General features: G+C 61.7%; 18 protein-coding genes. 14 read left to right on the top strand and 4 right to left on the bottom strand.

Annotated elements, in window-relative coordinates:
- Window positions 1-179 precede the first annotated feature (179 nt).
- Window positions 180-1,820 (bottom strand): dihydrolipoyllysine-residue acetyltransferase, encoded by a 1,641-nt coding sequence (gene aceF, locus PspR76_RS02560; RefSeq protein WP_159953828.1) that lies wholly within the window; start codon window positions 1,818-1,820, stop codon window positions 180-182.
- A gap of 11 nt (window positions 1,821-1,831) precedes the next feature.
- Window positions 1,832-4,477 carry a pyruvate dehydrogenase (acetyl-transferring), homodimeric type gene (gene aceE, locus PspR76_RS02565; RefSeq protein ID WP_159953829.1) on the bottom strand — a complete coding sequence of 882 codons (2,646 nt, stop codon included), beginning with the start codon at window positions 4,475-4,477 and terminating at the stop codon, window positions 1,832-1,834.
- 383 nt (window positions 4,478-4,860) lie between these two features.
- On the opposite strand from aceE, the gene glnE reads away from it, so the two are divergent.
- The 8 genes from glnE (at window position 4,861) to PspR76_RS02605 (ending at window position 14,948) form a co-directional block, all read left to right on the top strand.
- On the top strand, window positions 4,861-7,800 hold the full coding sequence (glnE, locus tag PspR76_RS02570; protein WP_159953830.1) for a bifunctional [glutamate--ammonia ligase]-adenylyl-L-tyrosine phosphorylase/[glutamate--ammonia-ligase] adenylyltransferase: 2,940 nt from the start codon (window positions 4,861-4,863) through the stop codon (window positions 7,798-7,800).
- A gap of 198 nt (window positions 7,801-7,998) precedes the next feature.
- Window positions 7,999-9,033 carry a lipopolysaccharide heptosyltransferase II gene (waaF, locus tag PspR76_RS02575; protein ID WP_159953831.1) on the top strand — a complete coding sequence of 345 codons (1,035 nt, stop codon included), beginning with the start codon at window positions 7,999-8,001 and terminating at the stop codon, window positions 9,031-9,033.
- Window position 9,034: 1 nt separating this feature from the next.
- Window positions 9,035-10,096, top strand: a complete 1,062-nt coding sequence (gene waaC, locus PspR76_RS02580) for a lipopolysaccharide heptosyltransferase I (RefSeq protein ID WP_159953832.1) — start codon at window positions 9,035-9,037, stop codon at window positions 10,094-10,096.
- Window positions 10,096-11,220 carry a glycosyltransferase family 4 protein gene (locus tag PspR76_RS02585; protein WP_159953833.1) on the top strand — a complete coding sequence of 375 codons (1,125 nt, stop codon included), beginning with the start codon at window positions 10,096-10,098 and terminating at the stop codon, window positions 11,218-11,220. The genes waaC and PspR76_RS02585 overlap by 1 nt, the downstream gene beginning before the upstream one ends.
- Window positions 11,217-12,023: a lipopolysaccharide core heptose(I) kinase RfaP gene (gene rfaP, locus PspR76_RS02590; protein ID WP_159953834.1), complete on the top strand. Its 807-nt coding sequence runs from the start codon at window positions 11,217-11,219 to the stop codon at window positions 12,021-12,023. The genes PspR76_RS02585 and rfaP overlap by 4 nt, the downstream gene beginning before the upstream one ends.
- Window positions 12,023-12,757, top strand: a complete 735-nt coding sequence (locus PspR76_RS02595) for a lipopolysaccharide kinase InaA family protein (RefSeq protein WP_159953835.1) — start codon at window positions 12,023-12,025, stop codon at window positions 12,755-12,757. The genes rfaP and PspR76_RS02595 overlap by 1 nt, the downstream gene beginning before the upstream one ends.
- Window positions 12,754-13,506, top strand: coding sequence for a lipopolysaccharide kinase InaA family protein (locus PspR76_RS02600; RefSeq protein ID WP_159953836.1), 753 nt, complete (start codon window positions 12,754-12,756; stop codon window positions 13,504-13,506). The genes PspR76_RS02595 and PspR76_RS02600 overlap by 4 nt, the downstream gene beginning before the upstream one ends.
- Window positions 13,506-14,948, top strand: a complete 1,443-nt coding sequence (locus tag PspR76_RS02605; RefSeq protein ID WP_159953837.1) for a lipopolysaccharide kinase InaA family protein — start codon at window positions 13,506-13,508, stop codon at window positions 14,946-14,948. The genes PspR76_RS02600 and PspR76_RS02605 overlap by 1 nt, the downstream gene beginning before the upstream one ends.
- 123 nt (window positions 14,949-15,071) lie before the next feature.
- On the opposite strand, the gene PspR76_RS02610 is transcribed toward PspR76_RS02605, so the two are convergent.
- Complete coding sequence (locus PspR76_RS02610; protein ID WP_159953838.1) at window positions 15,072-16,457, bottom strand: surface-adhesin E family protein; 1,386 nt, start codon at window positions 16,455-16,457, stop codon at window positions 15,072-15,074.
- 77 nt (window positions 16,458-16,534) lie between these two features.
- The gene (locus tag PspR76_RS02615) at window positions 16,535-18,616 is read right to left on the bottom strand and encodes a TonB-dependent receptor family protein (RefSeq protein WP_159953839.1); all 2,082 of its coding nucleotides are present in this window, start codon (window positions 18,614-18,616) and stop codon (window positions 16,535-16,537) included.
- Between the two features lie 172 nt (window positions 18,617-18,788).
- Between PspR76_RS02615 and PspR76_RS02620 the strand changes: the two genes are divergently transcribed.
- The 6 genes from PspR76_RS02620 to PspR76_RS02645 all read left to right on the top strand — a co-directional run bounded on the left by PspR76_RS02620 (window position 18,789) and on the right by PspR76_RS02645 (window position 24,879).
- Complete coding sequence (locus PspR76_RS02620) at window positions 18,789-19,124, top strand: YceK/YidQ family lipoprotein (protein ID WP_159961301.1); 336 nt, start codon at window positions 18,789-18,791, stop codon at window positions 19,122-19,124.
- A gap of 65 nt (window positions 19,125-19,189) precedes the next feature.
- On the top strand, window positions 19,190-19,546 hold the full coding sequence (locus PspR76_RS02625; protein ID WP_159953840.1) for a YceK/YidQ family lipoprotein: 357 nt from the start codon (window positions 19,190-19,192) through the stop codon (window positions 19,544-19,546).
- Window positions 19,547-19,699: 153 nt separating this feature from the next.
- Complete coding sequence (locus tag PspR76_RS02630; protein WP_159953841.1) at window positions 19,700-21,457, top strand: carbamoyltransferase family protein; 1,758 nt, start codon at window positions 19,700-19,702, stop codon at window positions 21,455-21,457.
- A complete protein-coding gene (locus tag PspR76_RS02635) occupies window positions 21,441-22,571 on the top strand; it encodes a glycosyltransferase (RefSeq protein WP_159953842.1) in 1,131 nt (376 codons plus the stop codon). The genes PspR76_RS02630 and PspR76_RS02635 overlap by 17 nt, the downstream gene beginning before the upstream one ends.
- Window positions 22,571-23,467, top strand: a complete 897-nt coding sequence (locus PspR76_RS02640; protein ID WP_159953843.1) for an antimicrobial resistance protein Mig-14 — start codon at window positions 22,571-22,573, stop codon at window positions 23,465-23,467. The genes PspR76_RS02635 and PspR76_RS02640 overlap by 1 nt, the downstream gene beginning before the upstream one ends.
- Window positions 23,464-24,879 carry a PIG-L family deacetylase gene (locus tag PspR76_RS02645; RefSeq protein ID WP_159953844.1) on the top strand — a complete coding sequence of 472 codons (1,416 nt, stop codon included), beginning with the start codon at window positions 23,464-23,466 and terminating at the stop codon, window positions 24,877-24,879. The genes PspR76_RS02640 and PspR76_RS02645 overlap by 4 nt, the downstream gene beginning before the upstream one ends.
- Window positions 24,880-24,903: the final 24 nt, after the last annotated feature.

Consider the following 24,903-nt stretch of genomic DNA (forward strand, 5'->3'; position numbering starts at 1 on the left):
CGGAGCGGTTTCTGCAATCCAGGTGATGGGTGGCGCATTGACGCAGGTACGACGCCCTTTGCCCCTACAAAAAAGCCGGCCAAAAAAAGCCCCGCCAATTGGCGGGGTTGAGGTACGAGCGTGGCGCTCGAAAATCGGTGCAGCCAGGCCTCTGCGGTGAAGCAGAGGCCCGTTGAGGCTTACAGCAAGATGGTGCGGATGTCGTTCAGCAGTTGGCTCAGACGCTGCGTGAAGCGTGCAGCAGCGGCGCCGTTGATCACACGGTGATCGTAGGACAACGACAGCGGCAGCATCAGCTTCGGCTGGAACGCTTTACCGTCCCACACAGGCTGGATGGTTGCTTTGGACACACCCAGGATCGCCACTTCCGGCGCGTTGACGATTGGCGTGAAGCCAGTGCCGCCAATGTGCCCGAGGCTGGAGATGGTGAAGCACGCGCCCTGCATGTCGTCCGGGGTGAGCTTCTTGTCGCGGGCCTTGGCAGCCAGTGCAGCGGCTTCGGCAGCGAGTTGCAGCAGGCTCTTCTGGTCGACGTTCTTGATGACCGGTACCAGCAGGCCATCCGGGGTGTCTACCGCGAAACCGATGTGCACGTACTTCTTGCGGATAATCGCCTTGCCGCTTGGTGCCAGCGAGGCGTTGAAGTCCGGCAGCTCCTTGAGCAAATGCGCGCAGGCCTTGAGCAGCAGCGGCAGCACGGTCAGTTTCACGCCGGCCTTTTCGGCCACGGCTTTCTGCGCAACGCGGAAAGCTTCCAGGTCGGTGATGTCGGCCTGGTCGAACTGGGTCACGTGCGGGATATTCAGCCAGCTGGCGTGCAGACCGGCCGCGCCGATTTGCATCAGGCGGGTCATCGGCACTTCTTCGATTTCGCCGAAGCGGCTGAAGTCGACGGTGCGGATCGGCGGAATGCCCGAACCACCGGTCGCGCCGCCAGCAGCCGGCGCTTCCTTGGCTTTCTGCATCATGGCTTTGACGTAAACCTGCACGTCTTCTTTCAGCACACGACCGTGTGGGCCAGTGGCCGACACAGCGTTCAGCTCAACGCCGAACTCACGGGCCAGCTGACGCACGGCAGGGCCGGCGTGAACCTTGGCACCGCTTGGCGCAGGTGCGGCAGCCGCAGGAGCCGGTGCGGCCTCGGCTTTTGCAGCAGGCGCAGGCGCAGCAGCCGGAGCCGCTTCAGCCTTGGCCGCCGGCGCAGCGGCGGCGGGTGCTGCGGCAGGTGCAGCGCCTTGTACTTTGAGCTTGAGGATGAAGTCGCCAGTGCCGACTTCGTCTTCCAGCTTGACCGCGATGCTTTCCACCACGCCGGCAGCCGGCGAAGGGATTTCCATGGAGGCCTTGTCGGACTCCAGGGTGATCAGCGACTGGTCGGCTTCGACAGTGTCGCCGACCTTGACCAGCAGCTCGATGATCTTGGCCTTGCCCGACGAGCCGATGTCCGGAACATGAATGTCCTGAACGGAGGCGGCGGCAGGTGCAGCGGCCGGGGCTGGAGCAGCCTCGGCAGCGGCAGGTTTTTCAGCAGCAGGTGCGGGTGCAGCAGCGGCAGCAGGCGCTGGCGCAGGGGCCGCATCAGCGGCACCTTCGATTTCCAGTTCCAGCAGTTCGTCGCCTTCTTTCAGGCGGTCGCCCAGCTTCACTTTCAGGCTCTTGACCACACCGGCTTTGGGGGCAGGGATTTCCATGCTCGCCTTGTCCGATTCCAGGGTCAGGATGCTCTGGTCGGCTTCGACTTTGTCGCCGACCTTCACAAACAGCTCGATTACTTCACCTTCACCGCTGCCGATGTCAGGTACGCGAATGAGTTCGCTCACAAAAAATCTCCTCAGCAGTCCAGTGGGTTGCGTTTTTCCGGGTTGATCCCGAACTTGACGATAGCGTCAGCCACCACCTTAGGTTCGATCTCACCACGGTCAGCCAAGGCTTCCAGGGCTGCCAACACCACGAAATGACGGTCAACTTCGAAGAAGTGACGCAGCTTCTTGCGGCTGTCACTGCGGCCGAAACCGTCGGTGCCCAAGACTTTGAATTCCTTGGACGGGACCCACTGGCGAATCTGTTCAGCAAAAAGCTTCATGTAGTCGGTAGAGGCGATGACTGGACCTTTACGGCCGGCCAGGCATTCTTCGACGTAGCTCTTCGCTGGCTTCTGACCTGGGTGCAGGCGATTATTGCGCTCTACGGCCAGGCCGTCGCGACGCAGTTCGTTGAAGCTGGTAACGCTCCACACGTCAGCGCCGACGTTGAACTCATCACGCAGGATCTTCGCTGCTTCACGCACTTCACGCAGGATGGTGCCGGAGCCCATCAACTGCACGTGGTGCGCCGCTTCCTTGGTGTCTTCTTCGAGCAGGTACATGCCCTTGATGATGCCTTCCTCAACACCGGCCGGCATGGCTGGTTGCTGGTAGGACTCGTTCATCACGGTGATGTAGTAGAAAACGTCCTGCTGCTCTTCGGTCATCTTCTTCATGCCGTCCTGGATGATCACCGCCAGCTCATAGCCGTAGGTTGGATCAAAGGTGCGGCAGTTCGGGATGGTGGCAGCCAGGATGTGGCTGTGACCGTCTTCGTGTTGCAGGCCTTCGCCGTTCAGCGTGGTACGGCCGGCGGTGCCGCCGATCAGGAAGCCACGGGTACGGCTGTCGCCTGCTGCCCAAGCCAGGTCGCCGATACGCTGGAAGCCGAACATCGAGTAGAAGATGTAGAACGGCAGCATCGGCTGGTTGTGGCTGGAGTACGAAGTACCGGCAGCGATGAAGGAGCTCATGGCGCCCGCTTCGTTGATGCCTTCTTCGAGGATCTGGCCCTTCTTGTCTTCCTTGTAGAACATCACCTGGTCTTTATCGACTGGCTCGTAGAGCTGGCCGACGGAGGAGTAGATGCCCAACTGACGGAACATGCCTTCCATACCGAAGGTACGGGCTTCGTCCGGGATGATCGGGACGATACGCGAGCCGATTTCCTTGTCCTTGACCAGCTGCGCGAGGATCCGCACGAAGGCCATGGTGGTGGAGATTTCACGGTCGCCCGAGCCGTCCAGGATAGCCTTGAGGGTATCCAGTGGCGGGGTCGGAATGTCGAAGGACTTGGCGCGGCGCTGTGGCACGAAACCGCCCAGTGCGGCGCGACGCTCGCTGAGGTAGCGGGCTTCGGCGCTGTTTGGCTCCGGTTTGAAGAACGGCAGGTTCTCCAGCTCTTCGTCCTTGACCGGGATGTCGAAACGATCGCGGAACAGCTTCAGGCTTTCAACATCAACTTTCTTGGTGTTGTGCGCAGTGTTTTTCGCTTCGCCGGCACCGGTGCCATAACCCTTGATGGTCTTGGCCAGGATGACGGTCGGCTGTTCTTTGTGGTTGACCGCTTCGTGGTACGCCGCATAGACCTTGTACGGGTCGTGGCCGCCACGGTTGAGTTTCCAGATCTCGTCGTCGGACAGGTCGGCAACCATCGCCTTGAGTTCAGGCGTGTTGAAGAAGTGTTCACGCACGAACGCGCCGTCTTTGGCTTTGTAGTTCTGGTACTCGCCGTCGATGACTTCGTCCATGCGACGTTGCAGGATACCGTCGACGTCTTTGGCCAGCAGTGGGTCCCAGAAACGGCCCCAGATGACTTTGGTCACGTTCCACTGAGCACCGCGGAACACGCCTTCGAGTTCCTGGATGATCTTGCCGTTGCCGCGAACCGGGCCGTCGAGGCGCTGCAGGTTGCAGTTGATGACGAAGATCAGGTTGTCGAGCTTCTCGCGGCCGGCCAGGGAGATGGCGCCCAGGGATTCCGGCTCGTCGCACTCGCCGTCGCCCAGGAAGCACCAGACTTTCTGCTTGCCTTCAGGGATGAAGCCACGCGCTTCCAGGTACTTCATGAAGCGAGCCTGGTAGATCGCCTGGATCGGGCCAAGGCCCATGGATACAGTCGGGAACTGCCAGAAATCAGGCATCAGCCAAGGGTGCGGGTACGACGACAGGCCGTTACCGTCCACTTCCTGGCGGAAGTTGTTCATGTGTTCTTCGGTGATGCGGCCTTCCATGAACGCACGGGCGTAAACGCCTGGAGAAGTGTGGCCCTGGAAGTAGATCAGGTCGCCGCCGTGTTCGTCGGTCGGGGCCTGGAAGAAGTAGTTGAAGCCGATGTCATACAGGGTTGCGCTGGAAGCGAAGCTGGAGATGTGACCGCCCAGGTCAGAATCTTTCAAGTTCGTGCGCATTACCATCGCCATGGCGTTCCAACGTACCAGCGAGCGAATGCGGCGTTCCATGAACAGGTCGCCAGGCATGCGTGCTTCGTGGGTAACGGGGATGGTGTTGCGGTATGGCGTAGTGATGGCGTAGGGCAGTTGCGAGCCGCTGCGGGTCGCGAGTTCGCCCATACGGGTCATCAGGTAGTGAGCACGGTCTTCGCCTTCTTTGTCGAGAACCGATTCCAGGGCGTCCAGCCATTCCTGGGTTTCGACGGGATCGAGGTCTTGCATGGCTTGCTCCAGGGCGGAAAGGCTACCAGAATCGGTTGCCTGAAGTTTGCGACTGGCCTTGTGGGCAGACGACATAAATTCTTGGATGGCCGAAGGTTGCTTCGGCGTCCTGTAGTTTTACTACAAATCGTCGGCCATTTCAGCCTTTCGAATGTATATACGAGTAGTAAAACTACACAAGATTGAGCGTATGGCTCAGTCTGGCTGGTGAGCATAATCGTTATTGTTGATCTTTTGCGAACAAGAAAAGGTGAAAGTTTGATGTTGCCTGCCAAGATTAATTTAATTTCAGCTATTTATAACCTTTGTTCGACAGTCCTTCACCGAGCGTGGTTCTTGCGTTCACAGCAACACGCCATTTACGCGCCGATCAAGGATAGACCATGAGCCTTCCAACGCTGGCCGAACTACCGGCCATTCTCTTGCCTTTTGCCCAGCGGGCCGAGCAGTCATTTCGTGACGCAGTGGCCGCGCTGGACGCCGATCATGGCCTTTCTGAGTGGACGCCGCAACGGTGGGCTGAATTCGCCCGCGTGTGCGCCGCCAGTGATTTCGTCATTGAACAGAGCTTGCGTGACCCTTTGATGTTGCTTGAACTGGTGGCCTGGGGCGAGCTGGACCGCGGCTTTGCGCCCGGTGAGCTGTGCGGCCAGATCGCCGGCGCCGTGCAACAGGCCGAAACAGAAGATGAGTTGGGCCGCGTACTGCGCCGCCAACGCACGCGCCAGCAAGTGCGCATCATCTGGCGCGACCTGACGCGCCAGGCCGACCTGGTGCAAACCTGCCGTGACCTTTCCGATATGGCTGACGCCAGCATCGACCAGGCTTATCAATGGCTGTACCAACGCCACTGCGTGCAATTCGGCACGCCTACCGGCCGGCGCAGCGGCGAAGCCCAGCACATGGTCATCCTCGGCATGGGCAAACTCGGTGCGGTGGAGCTGAACCTGTCGTCCGATATTGACCTGATCTTCGCCTACCCCGAGGGCGGCGAGACGGTGGGCGTGAAGCGCGCCCTGGATAACCAGGAGTTTTTTATTCGCCTTGGTCAAAAATTGATCAAGGCCCTCGACCCGATGACGGTCGACGGGTTTGTGTTCCGCGTCGACATGCGCCTGCGCCCTTACGGTTCGGCCGGCGCCTTGGTGCTCAGCTTCAACGCCCTGGAACAGTACTATCAGGACCAGGGCCGCGACTGGGAACGCTATGCCATGATCAAGGCGCGCGTCGTCGCCGGCGACCAAGTGGCCGGTGCGCAACTGCTGGATATGCTGCGCCCGTTCGTCTACCGCCGTTACCTGGACTTTTCCGCCATCGAAGCGCTGCGCACCATGAAGCAGCTGATCCAGCAGGAAGTGCGGCGCAAGGGCATGGCCGACAACATCAAGCTGGGCTCGGGCGGCATCCGCGAAGTGGAATTCATCGCCCAGGCGTTCCAGCTGATCCACGGTGGCCGCGACCTCAGCCTGCAACAGCGGCCATTGCTCAAAGTGCTCGGCACCCTGGAAGGCCAGGGCTATTTGCCGCCGGCGGTGATCGCCGAGCTGCGCAATGGCTACGAATTCCTGCGTTACACCGAACACGCGATCCAGGCGATTGCCGACCGCCAGACGCAAATGCTCCCCGACAGCCCCGAAGACCAGGCGCGCATTGCCTTTATGCTCGGCTTCGCCGATTGGGCCGCCTTCCACGAGCGCCTGATGTACTGGCGTGGCCGGGTGGACTGGCACTTCCGCCAAGTGATCGCCGATCCTGATGAAGAAGAGGGCGAAGAAAGCGAGTTGGTCGTAGGCGGCGAATGGCTGCCGCTGTGGGAAGAGTCCCAGGACGAAGACGCGGCTTGCCGCCAATTGGCCGAAGGTGGTTTTACCGATGCGCCCAAAGCCCTCAAAGCCTTGACTGGCCTGCGCGGCAGCCCGCAACTGCGGGCCATGCAGCGCCTGGGCCGCGAACGGCTCGATGCGTTTATCCCGCGCCTGCTGGCCCAGGCCGTCGAACACGCCAACCCGGACCTGGTGCTGGAGCGTGTCTTGCCGCTGGTCGAAGCCGTCGCGCGCCGTTCGGCTTATCTGGTGCTGCTCACGGAAAACCCCGACGCCCTGCGTCGCCTGCTGACCCTGTGCGCCGCCAGCCCGTGGATCGCCGAGCAGATCACGCGCTTCCCGCTGTTGCTCGACGAACTGCTCAACGAAGGCCGCCTGTTCAAGCCGCCATTGGCGCCGGAACTCGCCGCCGAGTTGCGCGAGCGCCTTACGCGCATCCCTGAAGATGACCTTGAGCAGCAGATGGAGGCCTTGCGCCACTTCAAGCTGGCCCATCGCCTGCGTGTGGCCGCGTCGGAAATCGCCGGCAGCCTGCCGCTGATGAAAGTCAGCGACTACCTGACCTGGCTGGCCGAAGCCATCCTCGAACAAGTGCTGGCCCTGGCGTGGCGCCAGACTGTGGCGCGCTACGGCTCGCCGCGACGGGTCGACGGCACCCTGTGCGATCCCGGTTTTATCATCGTCGGTTATGGCAAAGTCGGCGGCATCGAACTGGGCCATGGCTCCGACCTGGACCTGGTATTTATCCACGATGGCGACCCGCAAGCCGAAACTGACGGTGCCAAACCCATCGACGGCGCGCAGTTCTTCACGCGCCTGGGCCAGCGGATCATCCATTTGCTGACCACCCAGACCAACTCCGGCCAGCTGTATGAAGTGGACATGCGCCTGCGACCTTCCGGCGCGTCCGGTTTGCTGGTGAGTTCGCTGGGGGCGTTCGAGCGCTATCAGGAAAATGAAGCCTGGACCTGGGAGCATCAGGCGCTGATCCGCGCGCGGGTGCTGGTGGGCAGCCAGGATGTGGGCCATGCATTCGAGCAGGTCCGCGCTAAAGTACAGGGGCGTGAGCGCGACCTGGCCAAGTTGCGCCAGGAAGTCAGCGAGATGCGCGCCAAGATGCGCGACAACCTGGGCACCAAGTCGACGGCGGCCGGCACCGGCGCCAATGCCTTCGAGCCCACGGCGGCGTTCGACCTCAAGCAGGACGCCGGAGGTATCGTCGATATTGAATTTATGGTGCAATACGCGGCTTTGGCGTGGTCTGCGCAACATCCATCGTTGCTGCGCTATACCGACAATATCCGCATTCTGGAGGGCCTGGAGCAGGTCGGGCTGATGCCCGCCGCCGATGCCCATCTGTTGCGTGAGGTGTATAAGGCCTACCGTTCCGCCGCACACCGCCAGGCTTTGCAAAATGAGGCCGGCACAGTGGCTGGGGATCAGTTCGCCGACGAACGGCGTCAGGTGATGCGAATCTGGAATGAACTGGGTTTAAGCTGATTAATTAAGTGGCTCCAATTTAGTGTGGAAATCGGCTTTATGTGGGAGCCGGGCTTGCCCGCGATGCAGGCGCCTCGGTACTTCAGCCATACCGAAGCGATGCCATCGCAGGCAAGCCGGCTCCCACAAAAAGCGCGATCTACAATCATTGTCGAGGCGGGGAGGCTTAAGCCTCCCCGCATCGTTTGTGGAAACTACATGAATATTCTGATCGTTGGGCCCAGTTGGGTCGGTGACATGGTGATGGCGCAGACACTGTTCCAGTGCCTGAAACAGCGTCACCCCGACTGCCAAATCGACGTGCTCGCCCCTGAGTGGAGCCGGCCGATCCTCGAACGCATGCCCGAGGTGCGCAAGGCCTTGAGCTTCCCGCTCGGCCACGGCGCCCTTGAGCTGGCGACGCGTCGGCGCATCGGCAAATCCATGGTCGGCGAGTACGACCAGGCGATCCTGCTGCCCAATTCGCTCAAGTCGGCGCTGGTGCCGTATTTTGCCGGCATCCCCAAGCGCACCGGCTGGCGCGGCGAGTTTCGCTACGTATTGCTCAACGACGTGCGCACCCTCGACAAAGCCCGCTACCCGCTGATGATCGAACGCTTCATGGCCCTGGCCTACGAACCCGGTGCCGAGTTGCCCACGCCGTACCCGCGCCCGAGCTTGCAGATCGACCCGGTGACCCGCGACGCGGCGCTGGCCAAGTTCGGCCTGCAGCTCGACCGCCCGGTGCTGGCGCTGTGCCCAGGCGCGGAGTTTGGCGAGTCCAAACGCTGGCCGTCGGAGCATTACGCCAAAGTCGCCGAGATGAAGATTCGCGAAGGCTGGCAGGTGTGGTTGTTCGGCTCGAAAAACGATCACTCTGTGGGCGAGGACATCCGCCAGCGCCTGATTCCCGGCCTGCGCGAAGAAGCCGTGAACCTCAGCGGCGACACGTCCCTGGCCGAAGCCATCGACCTGTTGTCCTGCGCCGATTCGGTGGTGTCCAACGACTCCGGCCTGATGCATGTAGCCGCCGCGTTGAACCGCCCACTGGTGGCGGTGTACGGCTCGACCTCGCCGGGTTTCACACCGCCGTTGGCCGACAAGGTCGAAGTGGTGCGCCTGGGTTTGGACTGCAGCCCGTGTTTCGACCGCACCTGCCGTTTCGGCCACTACAATTGCCTGCGCCAGTTGCTGCCGCAACCGGTCAGCGATGCCTTGCAGCGGTTGCAGGGCTCTGTGGTCGAGGTTCGTTAGTTTGCGCGTTCTGGTAATCAAGACCTCATCCCTGGGCGACGTGATCCACGCCTTACCGGCACTCACCGACGCAGCGCGGGCGATCCCCGGCATTCGCTTTGATTGGGTGGTCGAAGAAGGCTTTGCCGAGATCCCCACCTGGCACCCGGCGGTGGACAAGGTCATCCCGGTGGCGATTCGTCGCTGGCGCAAAAACATCTGGCAAACCATCAAGAGCGGCGAGTGGCGGCGTTTCAAGCAGAGAGTGCAGTCGACTAAATACGACTTGGTGATCGACGCCCAAGGCCTGCTGAAAAGTGCCTGGTTGACGCGCTATGTGCGTGCGCCGGTGGCGGGTTTCGACAAGCATTCTGCACGCGAACCCATCGCTGCGCGTTTCTACTCGCGCCGCCTGGCGGTGGCGCGTGGGCAGCACGCGGTGGAGCGGTTGCGCCAGCTGTTCGCCGTGGCGTTGGGCTATGACCTGCCCAAAGGCCTTGGCGACTATGGCCTGAGCGTCGACAAACTGCTCGGCCTGCCGCCAAAAAAACCGTTCGTCTTGCTGCTGCACGGCACCACCTGGGACACCAAGCACTGGCCCGAAGCCTATTGGCGCGAGCTGGCCGAGCGCATGGGCCGCCTGGGCGTGGACGTGAAGTTGCCGTGGGGCAATGCCGCCGAAAAAGCCCGCGCCGAACGCCTGGCCCAAGGCCTGCCCAACGCCGAAGTGCTGCCCAAGCTGAACCTGGCCGGCGTCGCCCGTGTTCTGGCCGGCGCCCGCGCCTGCGTGGCGGTCGACACCGGCCTCGGCCACTTGGCCGCTGCGTTGGATGTGCCGACCATTTCCCTGTTCGGGCCCACCAACCCTGGCCTCACCGGCGCCTACGGCAAGGGCCAGATTCACCTGGCCAGCGATTTTCCGTGCGCGCCGTGCCTGCAAAAACACTGTACCTATCAACCCACGGCCGACGATGCGCGTCGGTTCGACATCAAGCGCGAGTCGCCCCTGTGCTTCACGCGCTTGAACCCTGAGCGTGTGGCAAGCCGGCTGAGCACGTTGTTACTGGCTGAGGAACTGCACTGATGCAACTGGCTTTTGTTCTGTACAAATATTTCCCCTTCGGTGGCCTGCAGCGCGACTTCATGCGCATCGCCCTGGAGTGCCAGCAGCGCGGCCACCAGATTCGTGTCTACACGCTGATCTGGGAAGGCGACATCCCGCCCGGCTTCGAAGTGCTGGTGGCGCCGGTCAAGGCGTTCTTCAACCATCGGCGCAATGAAAAACTCAGCGCGTGGATGGAAGCCGACCTGGCCAAGCGCCCGGTCGACCGCCTGATTGGCTTCAACAAAATGCCCGGCCTGGACGTGTACTACGCCGCCGACGGCTGCTTTGAAGACAAGGCGCAAAACCTGCGTCATTCGCTGTACAAACGTTTTGGCCGTTACAAGCACTTCGCCGAGTACGAGCGCGCGGTGTTTGCCAAGGACGCCAAGACCGAAGTGTTGATGATCTCCGAAGTGCAGCAACCGCTGTTTATCAAGCACTACGACACGCCGCTGGAGCGCTTCCACCTGCTGCCGCCAGGCATCGCCCAGGACCGCCGCGCGCCGCCGAATGCCGCCGAAATCCGCGAAGGTTTCCGCAAGGAATTCAACCTCGCCGACGACGACTTGCTGCTGGTGCAAATCGGTTCGGGCTTCAAGACCAAGGGCGTCGACCGCAGCCTCAAGGCCGTGGCCGCGCTGCCGTCGGAACTGAAAAAACGCACTCGGCTGTTTGTAATTGGCCAGGACGACCCCAAAGTATTCCAATTGCAGAGCGCCACGTTGGGGCTGGGCGATAACGTGCAGTTCCTCAAGGGGCGCAGCGATATCCCGCGTTTCCTGCTGGGCGCCGACCTGTTGATCCACCCGGCGTACAACGAAAACACCGGCACCGTGTTGCTCGAAGCCCTGGTGGCCGGCTTGCCGGTGCTGGTCTCGGCCGTGTGCGGTTATGCGCATTACATCGCTGAAGCCGACAGTGGTTTGGTGTTGGATGAGCCGTTCGAACAGGCGCAGCTCAACGGATACTTGACCCAAATGCTCACTGACACTGCACAGCGCGCGGCCTGGAGCCGCAATGGGTTGGCCTTCGCCGAGACGGCCGACCTCTACAGCATGCCGCAGCACGCGGCGGATGTGATTCTGGCGGAGCCAAAACGATGAAGTTGATTCTTGCCGAACCGTTCAAGACTTTATGGGCGGGGCGTGACGCCTTTGCCGAAGTCGAAAAACTGCAAGGCCAGGTATTTCGCGAACTGGCTGCGCGTCGCACCTTGCGCACCGAGGTGGAGGGCCGCCCGTATTTCGTGAAAATCCACCGTGGCATCGGCTGGGGCGAAATCTTCAAGAACCTGATCACCGCCAAACTGCCGGTGCTCGGCGCCGGCCTTGAGTGGTCGGCGATCCACCGCCTGCAAGAACTCGGCGTGCCGACCATGACCGGCGTGGCGTTCGGCGAAAAGGGCAGCAACCCGGCGGACCAGCACTCGTTCATCATCACCGAAGAACTGGCCCCGACCATCAGCCTGGAAGACCTGACCGTCAATTGGGTGGCCGAGCCGCCGGCGTTCGCCTTGCGCCTGGCGCTCACGGCCGAACTGGCCCGAATGGTCGGCGACATGCACCGTGGCGGCGTCAATCACCGTGACTGCTACCTTTGCCACTTCCTGCTCGACACCGCGCAACCCATTGATGCGCGCAACATCAAGCTGTCGGTGATCGACCTGCACCGCGCCCAATTGCGTGCCCACTTGCCGCTGCGCTGGCGTGACAAAGACTTGTCCGCGCTGTACTACTCGGCGCTGGAAATCGGCCTGACGCAGCGTGACAAGCTGCGCTTCCTCAAAGGTTACTTCCGCCAGCCACTGCGCCAGATCCTGGCCGAGCAGTCGGCGTCCTTGAGCCTGCTGCAGCGCAAGGCCGACAAGCTGTACGCGCGCAAGCAGCGCCTAGGGGATGCGATCTGATGGCGGGTTGGAACCTGGAACCCGCTTATGCCGCCCTGGCGGATGACTTTGGCAGCCTTGAGGCGGTGTTTGCCCTGCAAGGCGAGCGCCTGACCCGCGACCCGCTGTCGGAAGTGATTCGGGTCGAGCGCGACGGGGTCAATTACTACGTCAAGCGCTATGTCGGCGCCGGCAAAGGCCTGCGCCGCTACCTGGGCAAGCCACGGGTGAAGTCCGAGTGGCAGAACCTCAAGCGCTTCGCCAAGTGGGGCATTCCCACGGCCGATGTGGTGGCCTGGGGCCTGGAGCGCAAGGGCCTGGCCTATGACCGTGGTGCGATGATCACTCGCGAGCTGCCGAAAACCGAAGACCTGTCGGCGCTGGCCGACCGTCACGATGCCTGTTTGAAAGACCCGAAATGGGTCAACGCAGTCAGCCGCCAGCTCGCCGAATACACCCGTACCATGCACGAGCACCGCTTCACGCATAACGATTTGAAGTGGCGCAACCTGTTGGTCGACGATCAGCAAACCCTGTACCTGATCGACTGCCCCAATGGCGATTTCTGGCGCGGCTTCTGGCTCAAGTACCGGATTACCAAGGACCTGGCCTGCCTGGACAAGGTCGCCAAGTATCACTTGTCGGCCACCCAGCGCTTGCGCTTCTACATGCAATACCGCCAACGCACCCACCTGACGGCGTCAGACAAACAGCGTATTCGCCATGTGGTGAAGTTTTTCGAGGGACGCGAATGAGTGATTTTTTGGCGGCCGAAGACCGCGCTCTGCTTGAGCGCCACGGCCTCGCAACCTTCGACGCCCTGTGGGCCAGGCAACTGGACGCGGTGGATGAGCCCAATACCAGTGAGGGCGGCTGGAGCAGCGTGTTTCGCCTGGAGCTTGAGGGCCAGGGTTACTACCTCAAGCGCCAGAGCAACTACCTGACGCGCACGCTGCACTCGCCCTTTGGCGAACCCACCTTTGCCCGCGAATTTCGCAATATCAGCCGTTACCAGAAGCTCGGTATTCCGGCGTTGCAGGCGGCGTTTTTTGGTGAGCGCAAGGTAAAAGGCGAGCGCCGCGCGATGCTGCTCACGCGTGCCCTCGACGGCTGGAATGACCTGGATTCGTTGCTGGAGCAATGGTCGCAACTGAGCGCCGCCCAGCACCGCGCGATCCTGCTGGCCTGTGGTCAATTGGCGCGACACCTGCACAGCGTTGGGCAGGTGCATGGCTGCTTTTACCCCAAGCATATTTTCCTGCAGGCGGTCGGCGACGGTTACGCCGCGCAACTGATCGACCTGGAGAAAACCCGCCCGTTGCTGTTCGGCCGACGTGACCGGGTCAAGGACCTGGAGCCGCTGTTGCGCCGCGCGCCGCAGTGGTCGGATGCGCAGGTGCGGCAATTGCTGGCGGCCTACCTTGATCAACCGCAAGAGAGCTCGCTGGTCAGCGCCTGGTTTGAGCGCCTGACGGCGCGGCGCAGCCACAAGGAGAAGCGCTGATGCGTTTGTCCGAGCTGAAAAAAGCCGGCCGCACGCCCGGCCTGCCGCTGACCATCGAACTGGCAGACGCCGCAGGCCCCGGGCAGTTGCAACTGCTCAGCCTGTTGCGCGTGATGCCGGGCGAGCGCTATGTGGGCGCCGGCGTCTGGCGCGGGCGCACGGTGCTGGCCAAGTTGCTGGTGGGCAGCAAGGCCGCCCGCCACTTTCAGCGTGAGCTCAGCGGTGTGCGCTTGCTCGCCGAGCAAGGCCTGACCACGCCCCTGTTGCTTGCCGATGGCCTGCAGGAAGGCGAGGGTGGCTGGCTGCTGTTCGAATTTATCGAAGGCGCCGAAAGCCTTGCCGATGCCTGGCAGGCCGTCGAAGGCCTGCCGCCGCTGGCCGACGAACAAACCGCCGTGCTCGCTGAAGCATTGGCGGCGATTGCGCAGATGCACACCCAGGGCTTGTGGCAGGAAGACCTGCACCTGGACAACCTGTTGCGCCAAGACGGCAAGCTGTACCTGATTGACGGTGCCGGAATTCGCGTGGAAGAGGCGGGCAAACCGCTGTCGCGCAACCGCGTGCTGGAAAACCTCGGCGTATTCTTCGCCCAGTTGCCAAAAAACCTCGCGCCGTTCACCGAAGAATTGCTGGTGTATTACCTGCTGAGCAACGGCGAGCACGCGTTGCCGCTGGAAGCCCTGGAAAAGCAGGTGCGCAAAGTCAGCGCCTGGCGCTTGAAGGACTTTTTGAACAAAGTCGGCCGTGAATGCACGCTGTTCAGCGTGGTGCGTGGCCCCTTTGCCTTGCGTGCGATTCGTCGCGAGGAAGAGGCCGCGATGCTGCCGGTGCTGGAACAGGCTGATGCGTTGCTCGATCAAGGCCACCTGTACAAGACCGGTGGTGCGGCCAGTGTCGGCAAGGTCGAGGTGGCCGGTCGGCCGCTGGTGATCAAACGCTACAACATTAAGGGTTTTGCCCATTGGCTCAAGCGCTTCTGGCGCCCGAGCCGTGCCTGGCATTCGTGGTGCGAAGGCAATCGCCTGGCGTTCCTGGGCATTGCTACACCCAAACCGCTGGCAGTGTTGGAAAAACGCTTTTTCTGGCTGCGCAGCCGGGCCTATCTGGTGACTGAGTTCCTGCCGGGGCCGGACATCATCGAGCGTTTTGCGCCGTATGTTGAACACGGTGATGCGCCCGAAAACGAACTGCTGGCGTTGGACCATTTGTTTGCCGAGCTGATTCGCGAGCGCATCAGCCATGGCGATTTCAAAGGCCACAACCTGTTCTGGCACGAAGACCGCTGGGCGTTGATCGACCTCGACGCCATGTGCCAACACAGCTCAGTCGCCAGCTTCGCGCCGGCGTATGCCAAGGACCGCGCGCGGTTTATGCGCAACTGGCCCCAGAGCAGTGCGTTGTACCAACTGATAGATCAGCGTTTGCCGACAACGGTTGCTTGATCGTTCCCACGCTCCGCGTGGGAATGCATCCCGTGACGCTCTGCGTCACCTTGCACAAGGCGGGACGCAGAGCGTCCGGGGCGGCATTCCCACGCAGAGCGTGGGAACGATCAGTGCCTGGCGTTACTCAGCCTTGACCAAGGTGCTACGGGTTTTATACGTGCCGTTGACCACGCTCTGGCTGGTGAAGAAGTACCCGTAGTCCTGTAGGTACATCTCGGTGCTGGTCGCGTTGTATTTCTCACCGGTAATCGTGCAGGTCAGCTCCTTCGCGTTACCGCTGAGTGCCGAGTTGATTTTGCTCGCCGGCAGTTCACGCGTCACCACGCAGTAGTAGTCGCGGGACAGCACACGATCCTCCGCGCTAGTGCTGCGGTTGAGGTCTTTGGCGCTTAAGCCCAGCGTCGTGCCCACCGGCATCTGCTTCCAGTCGCCGGTAAAACTCAGCTGTTGAACATGGCTGGCGTTCGAGACAGTCAGCCCTTCCCATTCATATTGGCTCTGGTACGTCAGGCTGATCAGCCCGCGCAAGGACGTGGTGGTGGCCGTTGAGTATTTCGTGACGGTGCGGATGCGCAGTTGACCGTTCTCAGCGTTCGGCTCGATGTACAGGTCGTTGAGCATGCTGGTGGTGCTGTCGTGTTTTTCCACCAGATGGCGCAGAGGCTTGCTGGCGCTTGGCATGTCCAGCGCTTTGATTGCGTCCGTAACGTCTGCCGAAAGCGGCGGTGGCGTCAAGGTTTCCGGGGGTTTGGTGCGCGCCGTCGCCACCGGCAACTTTTCGAGCGTTGGCGCGCAGGCGGCTTTGAGCAAGGTTTGGGTATCTGCTTCGGCCGTACTGAAAGGCGCATCCTGAGGGGCTGTTTCGGTCTCGCCGAAGGTCACCACATTGTTTTGGTTCAGGCCAAAGGTTGCCAGCGTGCGGTAAGTCTGGCGACTGCAATTGAGCTGCCAATGCATGCGCGTCTGGGTGTACGGCATTTTTTTGAGCCTGTGGGTCAGAATGGCCGGCTCGTCATAGGCGCCCCAAACCTGCACGCTGTCGCCCACGGCCTTTAGGCTGGCGCGGTCGATCAGCAACTGGCGTGCTGTCGCGGCACCGCTGACCAGGCGCCAGTCCGGGCGCGGCGTGCGAGCGCAGGCCGCGATAAAACCGGGGTTATGTTGCAGGTTGGTGACCACGTCCGGGGTCAGCTCACGCATCACGGTAAGCTGCGCCGGCTGACCTTTGGCCCCCAGCGTGCCAAGTGATTCCACGTACATCAGGCTCGCGCTCGGGGTGGCGCAGGACGCCTGCAATTGCGCGATGTCCGGCACCGTGTCGCCTTTGCTCGGCGTGAGCTGCACCTGGTAGCTGAGGTTGTCGCCATCACGCAGGATCGAATCGACCAGCGGCGGCTGCTTGAGCATATTGCCAAACACCGGATCGGCCTGGGTGCGGCTGTTCATGGTTTGATGGCTGCAACCACTGAGCAAGCCGAGGGCGACAACAGTCGCGATGCGTTTCATGGGCGTTCCTTGCTGGTAAAGGTTTCGTGACGATCAAACGCTGTCGGCTGACTCACAGCCTTCTTGAACGGTGCGCGTCAGAACTGATACTCCGCGCCAGCCCCGGCATACCACGAGCGGCCCGGCGCGGCTTCGTAGTAGCGGTTGTTGCTGTCGCCGACGATCACTGAGCCCACGTATTGGCGGTCCAGCAGGTTGTCCAGGCGCAGGGTCTGGTGGAAGGTCCAGTGCTCGACCTTCTGTTCGAAGCGCGCACGCCAGTTGAATACGCTGTAGCCCGGTGCGGCGCGTTGCTGGTTGGTGTCTTCGACATACACCTTGCTGCGGTACATGCCCTCGATGGCGGTGCTGACCCAGTCGCGGGGCTTCCAGTTCAGCTCGGCGAACAGCGTGGTTTGCGGCACGCCGGGCAGGTAGTTGCCTTTGTCGATGGGTTTGCCGCCGCCGATGAAGTCGCTGTCATACGTGGCTTGCAGGCGGGTGTAGGCGATGTTGGTGCTCCATTGTTCCGAGAGCTGGCTTTCGATGCCTAGTTCTAACCCGCGACGCAGGGTGCGGCCGGCGTTCTGATAGGTCGTGCGCCCATCTTTGGATTGCGCCACCACTAATTCATCGTCGGTGGTGATCTGGAAAAGGGCAGCGTTCAGGCGCGTATCTTGGCCAATCCGCGCTTTCAACCCGACTTCATACTGCTTGCTGACCGATGGCTTGAGCGCAAAGTTGAAGCCGTTTGAGGTGCTGGAATAGGCCGATTCGGCCTGTGTCGGGGTTTCGAAGCCTTTGCCCGCGCTCACATAGCCATGCAGGTCCGGCGTGAAGGCATACATGACGCTGACCGAAGGCGTGTTCTTCTGGTAGGTCTTGTTGCCGCTGTCGTTGCCGTCACTGAGGAAGTGGTCATCCACGTCCATCTTCATGGTGCTGTGGCGCAGGCCGGCTTGCAGGGTCCAGTCGCCCAGCAGCCAGTTGGCCTGCACGAACGGGTCGAGGCTGGTGGCGGTGTCGAGTTCGTCGCGGCCCAGGGCGCCTTTGACGCCGTGCACACCGTTGAGGGTGTTGGAATAGCCTTGGCGATCATCCTGGCTGCGGTCGTAGTCGAGGCCGGTGATCAGGGTCAGGTCGCCGGGGGCGCTGGTGATGGGTTGCAGCCAGTGGACGGAGCCGCCGTAGAAAGTGCGGTCGAAGTCCACCACGCCGCCGCGCTTGTCTGACGGCGTGCCGCCGGGAATCGACAAGTACTGAATCACACTCCGCCGCCCCGTATAGGCGTTCACCTGCAGCGTCGCATCGCCGATGTAACGCTCGTAATTCAGGCCAAATTGCTGATGATCGATGCTTTTTCGCGTGTTGTATTGCAATGCGGCGGGCGCCACCGAGCGCGGGTCCGCCTTATACGCTGCCCAGGTCTGCCCCAGCGGGTCCTGCGTGCCGTTCTGCTCCAGGCTGCTGTAGATCAGCGCGAGCTTGCTGTCGTCATCCGGCTCGATGTTGAGCTTGGCAAAGGTCTGGTCGCGCCGGGCGCTGCTGTGGTCGCGGTAGCCGTCGGTGTCCATGCGCGAGGCGTCGAGCACAAAGCCCGCGCCGTTGGCGGCGCCTTCGGCCGTCAGGTGGTGCTTGCTCAGGCCGTCGCTGCCCACCAGGGTTTCGGCGCCGATGCGCGGCGGGCCTTCGCCGTCGCGGGAAAACATCTGGATCACGCCGCCGGCGTTGCTGCCATACAAGGTGGCCGCCGGGCCACGCAAGACTTCGATGCGTTCAGCGGTGTCGAGGTTGAAGGTGGCGGCCTGGCCCTGGCCGTCCGGGGTGCTGGCGGGGATACCGTCGGCAATCAGCTTGATGCCGCGCACACCAAATGCCGAACGGGCACCGAAGCCGCGCGAGGAAATCTGCAGGTCCTGCGCGTAGTTCTGGCGGTTCTGCACCACCAGGCCGGGCACGCGCGCGAGTGCTTCAGAGGCGTTGATGCCGAGCTGGCCGTCGCTGATCTGCGCATGGCTGATGCTGTCCACCGAATACGGCAGGTCGAAGGTCGGGCTGGCGCTGCGTGAGCCGGTGACCACGCTGGGATCGAGGATCAGGGGAGCGTCATCGGCCAGCGTGGTGTCGCTCAAGGCGAAAAGGCCGGGGAGCAATAAGGTGAGGTGGGTGAGAGTTTTCATGGTCAGCCAGGATCTGTGGCGCATACGACATAAACGCGCAAAAGGGCGCGAGTTTAGTGAAATGCTGAGTTTTTACCATTTCGGATTTTTCCCACGTAACTTGTCGGTGCGCTGGAGTGGGTGGGTTGATAGCCCGGTGATAGCGTGGCTGAACGTTTATGAGGGCCGCACTATGAGAGTAAACATCACGGTTGCACTGGGCGTTTGCGCATTGCTGTTGAGCGGTTGTGGAACCGTGAACAGCGTCATTCGTAAAGACGGTGACACCGCGCGTGAACTCCGGCTCATAAAAACCTATTGCCAATCCATACCCCGCGTTTACAGTGGGGTGGCCTTTGATTTTTGCTCGCTGCACGCCGCACCTGACCCGACCGGTATATTGATACCCTTCGTGTTGCTGGACATTGCCGTGTCCGGGATTGCCGACACCGTTGTGTTGCCCTATACGATTTATCGACAGGTGAGTGACGGCAATATCAGTATCTATTGGCGCCCCGGCGGCTCTTGAGCGGGGCAAGCATAAGCGCGTCGGCGTTGCCCGCATTCGCCCTTTGAAGACACAAGGAGTCATCCGTGAACCGCGTTTCTAATATTCTGTTGGTGCTAGCGCTCGTACTGCTCACTGGCTGCGGAACGATCAATACTGTCTTCCGTCCGGACGCGGTTGCCAGCCAGAACCTCAAGGAGTCGCGCAGTAACTGCGAAAGCGTGCCGCGTATCTACAGCGGGGTGATCTACGGGTTTTGTACGCTCAACGGTGAACCCAAGCCTGAAAAAAGCCTGAACGACCAGACCTTGTCGGACCGTACGGGTAATGCCTTTCCGATCATCGCCATCGAGGCGATCGCCTCCGGCGTGGCAGACACCCTGGTGCTGCCCTACACGATCTACCGTCAGAGCAAGGACGGCAGCATCGAGATCTACCGCTAGCGTGCAGTGACAACCGGTCGCCATATTCCCTAGATCATCACGCCGCATGTTTACGCTATAATCCCGCCCTTTAGCTGTTTCTCGTCCAGGCGAGAGGCACACTTTTTTCAGGCGCAACCCGCCTGCATGCAGACTAAAAGAGGCTAGACCCCTGTGGCATTGACGATTCTTGGCCTGTCCGGCGCCCTTAGCCATGATCCTTCCGCAGCCTTGTATATCGACGGCAAGCTGATCGCGGCCGCCGAAGAAGAGCGCTTCGTACGCGACAAACATGCAAAGAACCGCATGCCCTACGAATCGGCGAAGTTCTGCCTGGAACAAGCCGGCATCAAACCTTCCGACGTTGATGTGGTGGCGATCCCGTTCGCCCCGATCAGCCTGTTCGGCGAGGCGCGCTGGCACTACGCCAAGCGTTATTGGTACGCCCCGGACCGCGCCCTCGACGCGATCCTGATGGGCAACCGTCGCTATAAGCGCTATCGCAACAAGATCGTCTGGTGCCTGGAGCAACTGGGCTTCGATCCGAAGAAAATCAAGATCGAGCCGGTTGAACACCACCTGGCCCACGCTTCCAGCGCCTACCACTGCTCCGGCTTCCAGGAGAAAACCGCGATCCTCGGCATCGACGGTAAGGGTGAGTACGCCACCACGTTCTTCGGCTACGGCGAAAACGGCAAGATCCACAAGATCAAGGAATTCTACGACCCGGACTCCCTCGGCGGCCTGTACGGCGCGATCACCGAGTTCCTCGGTTTCGAGATGCTCGACGGCGAGTTCAAGGTCATGGGTATGGCGCCGTATGGCGACGCCAGCAAATACGATTTCTCGCGTTTGGCTTCGTTTGAAAATGGCGAACTGGTGATCAACACCGACTACGCCAACGTCATCGGCCTGCGCCGCTACAAAGAGAAGGGCAAGGGGTTCTACTTCTCGCCAAAACTGATCGAGTGGCTGGGTCCCAAGCGCGAAGGCGACATCGCCGATGAGCCTTACATCAACTACGCGGCCAGCATGCAAGCGCTGTTTGAGAAGCTGGCGTTGCAGATGATCGACCACTACCTGGGCGACATCCTCAAAGACACCGGCAAACTGGCTTTCGCCGGTGGCTGTGCGCTGAACGTCAAGCTGAACCAGAAGATCATTGCCCGCGACGACGTCAAAGAACTGTTCGTGCAGCCGGCGTCCGGCGATGCCGGCACCGCGGTTGGCGCGGCAGCCTATGTGTCCCACGCCCGTGGTGTACCGGTTGAGAAGATGGAACACGTCTACCTCGGCCCGTCCTACAGCAACGAAGACGTGATCGCCGCGTGCGCCAAGCACGAAAGCAAGCCGGTGTGGCGCAAGATCGAAAACATGCCTAAGCGCATTGCCAAGATCATGGTCGACGGCAACCCGGTGGCCTGGTTCCAGGGCCGCATGGAGTTTGGCCCGCGTGCGTTGGGCGGTCGCTCGATCATCGGTTGCCCAAGTGCGACCGGCGTTGCGGACCGCATCAACCACCAGATCAAGTTCCGCGAGCGCTGGAGGCCTTTCTGCCCGTCGATGCTCGACACCGTGGCCCCGCAGATGATCAAGGTCGATCACCCGGCGCCGTTCATGACCTTCACCTTTGAAGTGTCGGAGGAGTGGAAGACCCGTGTACCGGAAGTGGTGCATGAAGACGGCACTTCCCGTGCCCAGGTGCTCAAGCGCGAATACAACCCGCGCTACTACGACATGATGAAAGAGCTGGAAGTGCTGACCGGCAACGGCGTGTCGCTGAACACCTCGCTCAACCGTCGTGGCGAAGCGATGATCTGCTCGCCGACCGACGCGCTGAACATGTTCTTCGGCTCCGACCTGCAATACCTGATCATGGAAGACATCCTGGTCGTCAAAGACGGCGTGGACCCTTATGACTCGGTCGGCTGAGCGCCACGTCCTGCAGTTCTGCCACGGCTATGACGGGCCGTTTCTGGACTGCGCGCGGCAATACGCCAGCCTGTTCGCAGGCTCCGGCTATAAAGTGACCACGGTGTTCCTCACCGGGGTCGCTGACCCCGAGGTTGCCGCCGGTTGTGCCTCGGACGAAGTGCTGTTTATGGAATTCAGCTCCAAGGCCATTCGTGGCCTGAAGCTGGGTGCCATTGGCGAGCTGCGCAAGATCGCCGCGTCGCGCAACTTCAGTTTTTGCATTGCCCACCGGTTCAAGCCGATCTATATCGCCTTGCTCGGCACGCGCCTGCCGGTGATCGGCGTGCATCACGCCTTTGGTGATTACCAGCGCCGCAGCCGCAAGCTGTTTGCGTCGATTTTCCGCAAGCGCCTGAGCCTGCTCGGTGTTTCCGATGCGGTGCGTGATGACATGCGCCGCTGCCTGCCGGCTTGGCCTGCGGCGCGTATCCAGACCTTGTACAACCGCATTGATGTCGAAGCCATGCAGGCGCTGCAGGTTCCGGCCGACGTGGCGCGCGATGCCCTGGGGCTGTCGCCGGATGAGTGGGTGGTCGGCAACGTCGGTCGTCTGCACCCGGACAAAGACCAGGCCACCTTGCTCAAAGGCTTTGCCTTGGCGTTGCCGCATTTGCCGGCGCAAAGCCGCCTGGCGATCCTCGGGACCGGGCGACTGGAGAAAAACCTCAAGGCCTTGGCACGTGAGCTGGGCATTGCCGAGCAGGTGCTGTTCCTCGGCCAGGTGCCGGATGCGCGCCGGTATTTCCGTGCGTTCGACGCCTTTGCCCTGAGCTCCGATCACGAACCGTTCGGCATGGTGTTGCTGGAGGCCATGGCCGCCGGCGTGCCGTTGCTGGCAACGGCGTGTGGCGGCGCGCGGGAAGTGGTCGAAGGCGTGGGGATCCTGTTTCCCTTCGCTGACGCCGAACACCTGGGCCAGGGGCTTCGGCACCTGGCGGCGATGGACCGTCAACAACAGCAGCAGTGCGCCGAGATGATGCTGGAGCGCTTGCATGAGCGCTTCTCGGATCAGGCGGTTCGCACTGCTTTCTGGGCACTGCCGCACGTTACTGAACTGACCGCGGGGGCTTGATGCTCAATCGATTCCAAGGCTGGCGCGAGCGTGGCTGGTCCGTCGTTGATGCGTCCACCTACAGCGATGCCTGGCAGCGTTATGGCGGCAGCGTTGCCACCCATCCGCTGGTGGTTGAGCGTCTGGCCGGGCTGGCCGATATTCCGGTGCGCTACCTGGCGTGGGAGCAGGACGGCGAACTCAAGGCGTGCATTGCAACGTGGGGGCGGGACCTGGCCTTGTCCAAGGACGTGCTTAAGCGGCATGGCAAAAAGGGCTTGTTCGACTTGGGCAACGCCGAGTTGATCCTGCCTGCCGCCGCAGATGTCCAGGCGCCTTTGCGGCATCGCGCGCGCTACCTGTCGGCCCTGAACGAAGGCCGTTTTGCCGGCCTCAAGCTGCAGGCCGAGCAGTTGGCCATGGCGCGCACCCCGGAAGAATTGTCGAAGAAGTTTCGCTATAACCAGCGCCGCGAGCTGCGCCTGCTGGAAGAGGCGGGCGGTGTGGTGCGGCCGGTGCAGGTGTTTTCCAGTGCCGAGCTGGCGGCGATCTATTGCGATTTGTTCCAGCGCCGCTGGGGCTTCCCTGCCACGGGCGCCGAGCGCATGGCGCAGGTTATCGAGTTGCTGCGTGAATGGTTGATCGGCTCGGTGATTTTCCTCAACGATGCGCCGATAGCTATCCAGTTGGTCTACCGCGTTGATGCCCCGCAGTGGATCAGCGTCGAGTACATCAATGGCGGCGTTGACCCTGAAACCCGCGCGTTCAGCCCGGGCAGCGTGCTGAGTTTTCTCAACACGCAAAGTGCCTGGGAGCAGGCGCGTGAAGCCGGCAAGCCACTGCGGTTTTCGTTTGGCCGAGCGGACCGCGAGTACAAGGACCGTTGGTGCAACCCTGTACCGGTATTCAATGTATGAGTGAGTCGACAAGCCGTAAACAGGCGCTGCTCAAGCGCCATCGCCGCAACAAACGCATCAGCTTGCTGATTGGCCTGCTGCTGTTGATTGGTGTGGGTGTGCTGGTGGCCTGGTGGCTGCCGCTGGTGCTGGCCGTGCTGGCCTGGGTGGCCCATGAAGCGTGGTTTGCCGACCACCTGTTTTACTCGCCAAAGGACGACTACCAGTATCAATTCGCGGCGGATACCGAGCAGCCCAAGGTCACCCTCGCCAACGGCCGGTTGGTATTGGACCAGGCGCTGGCGCTGGCGGGCAATGAGACGCTGATCCTCGCGCTGCGCCTCAAGAGCAGTCTGTTGGGCCGCTTTATAGATCCGTTTATTGCGTTGCCGGGTGCTGATCGCCAGGTCTTCGAGCGCGGCGTCAATGGCTTGCGCTACCTGAACCTCACCGGCCAGACGCAAGCGCTGCTCGATGGGCAACTGCTGTTGCAACCTCGTTTCTGCCGTGTGCAGGGTACGCCGGTGTTGTCGGTGTTCCGTCAGCCCGATGTGCGCAAGCAACGGGTAATGGTCATCGCGCCGCACGCCGATGACGCCGAATTGGCCGCCTTTGGCCTGTACAGCCAGGCCACGCAACCCTGGATCGTAACGCTGACTGCCGGCGAAATCGAAGCCGAACACTATCAGCACATGGGCCTGGGCAAGCCCGAGGCTGCACGCCTCAAGGGCCGTTTGCGCGCCTGGGACAGCATCGCGGTGCCGCGTTGGGCAGGTGTGGCGCAGGAGCATTGCGTACAGCTAGGGTATTTCTGCCTGCAATTGGCGGCAATGAAAGCCGAGCCTGAACGGGCCGTGGCATCGCGAGAAGCCGAGTTGAGCGACATCCGTGTATTCCGCCAATTCAACCCGTTCCCGTTGCCGGCGGATGCCGATGGCCAGCCCACCTGGAACAACCTGCTGGCCGACCTGCGCGCCGTGCTGCTGATGGCTCGTCCCGAGGTCATCGTGCTGCCGCATCCGGTGCTCGACCCACACCCGGATCATATCTGCGCGCAGCAAGCCGTATTGGAAGCCTTGCAAGGGCTGGAATGGCAGCCGACGACGTTGCTCGGTTACGCCAATCACCTGCACGACAATGACCGCTGGCCGATGGGTGATTCGGGCGCTGGTGTCGCTTTGCCACCATGCTTTGATTCGACGTACACTTTGCAGCCTTATTGCTTGCCGTTGTCCGAAGAGCGGCAGTGTGACAAGGCCATGTCGCTGGGCATGATGCATGACTTGCAGCCCCGTATGCCGTTCAAGCGGCGTGTACGCAGGGTTATCCAGCGGCTGTTGGCGGGGCGGGCTGTCTCGCCTTGGGGTGAGAATGAGTTCTTCCGCAAGGCCATTCGGCGGCATGAACTTTTTTGGTTCATCAAGCACAAGTAACGTTAAACAACGTGGTGGGGCGCT

Source organism: Pseudomonas sp. R76 (assembly GCF_009834565.1).
Taxonomy (GTDB): Bacteria; Pseudomonadota; Gammaproteobacteria; order Pseudomonadales; family Pseudomonadaceae; genus Aquipseudomonas.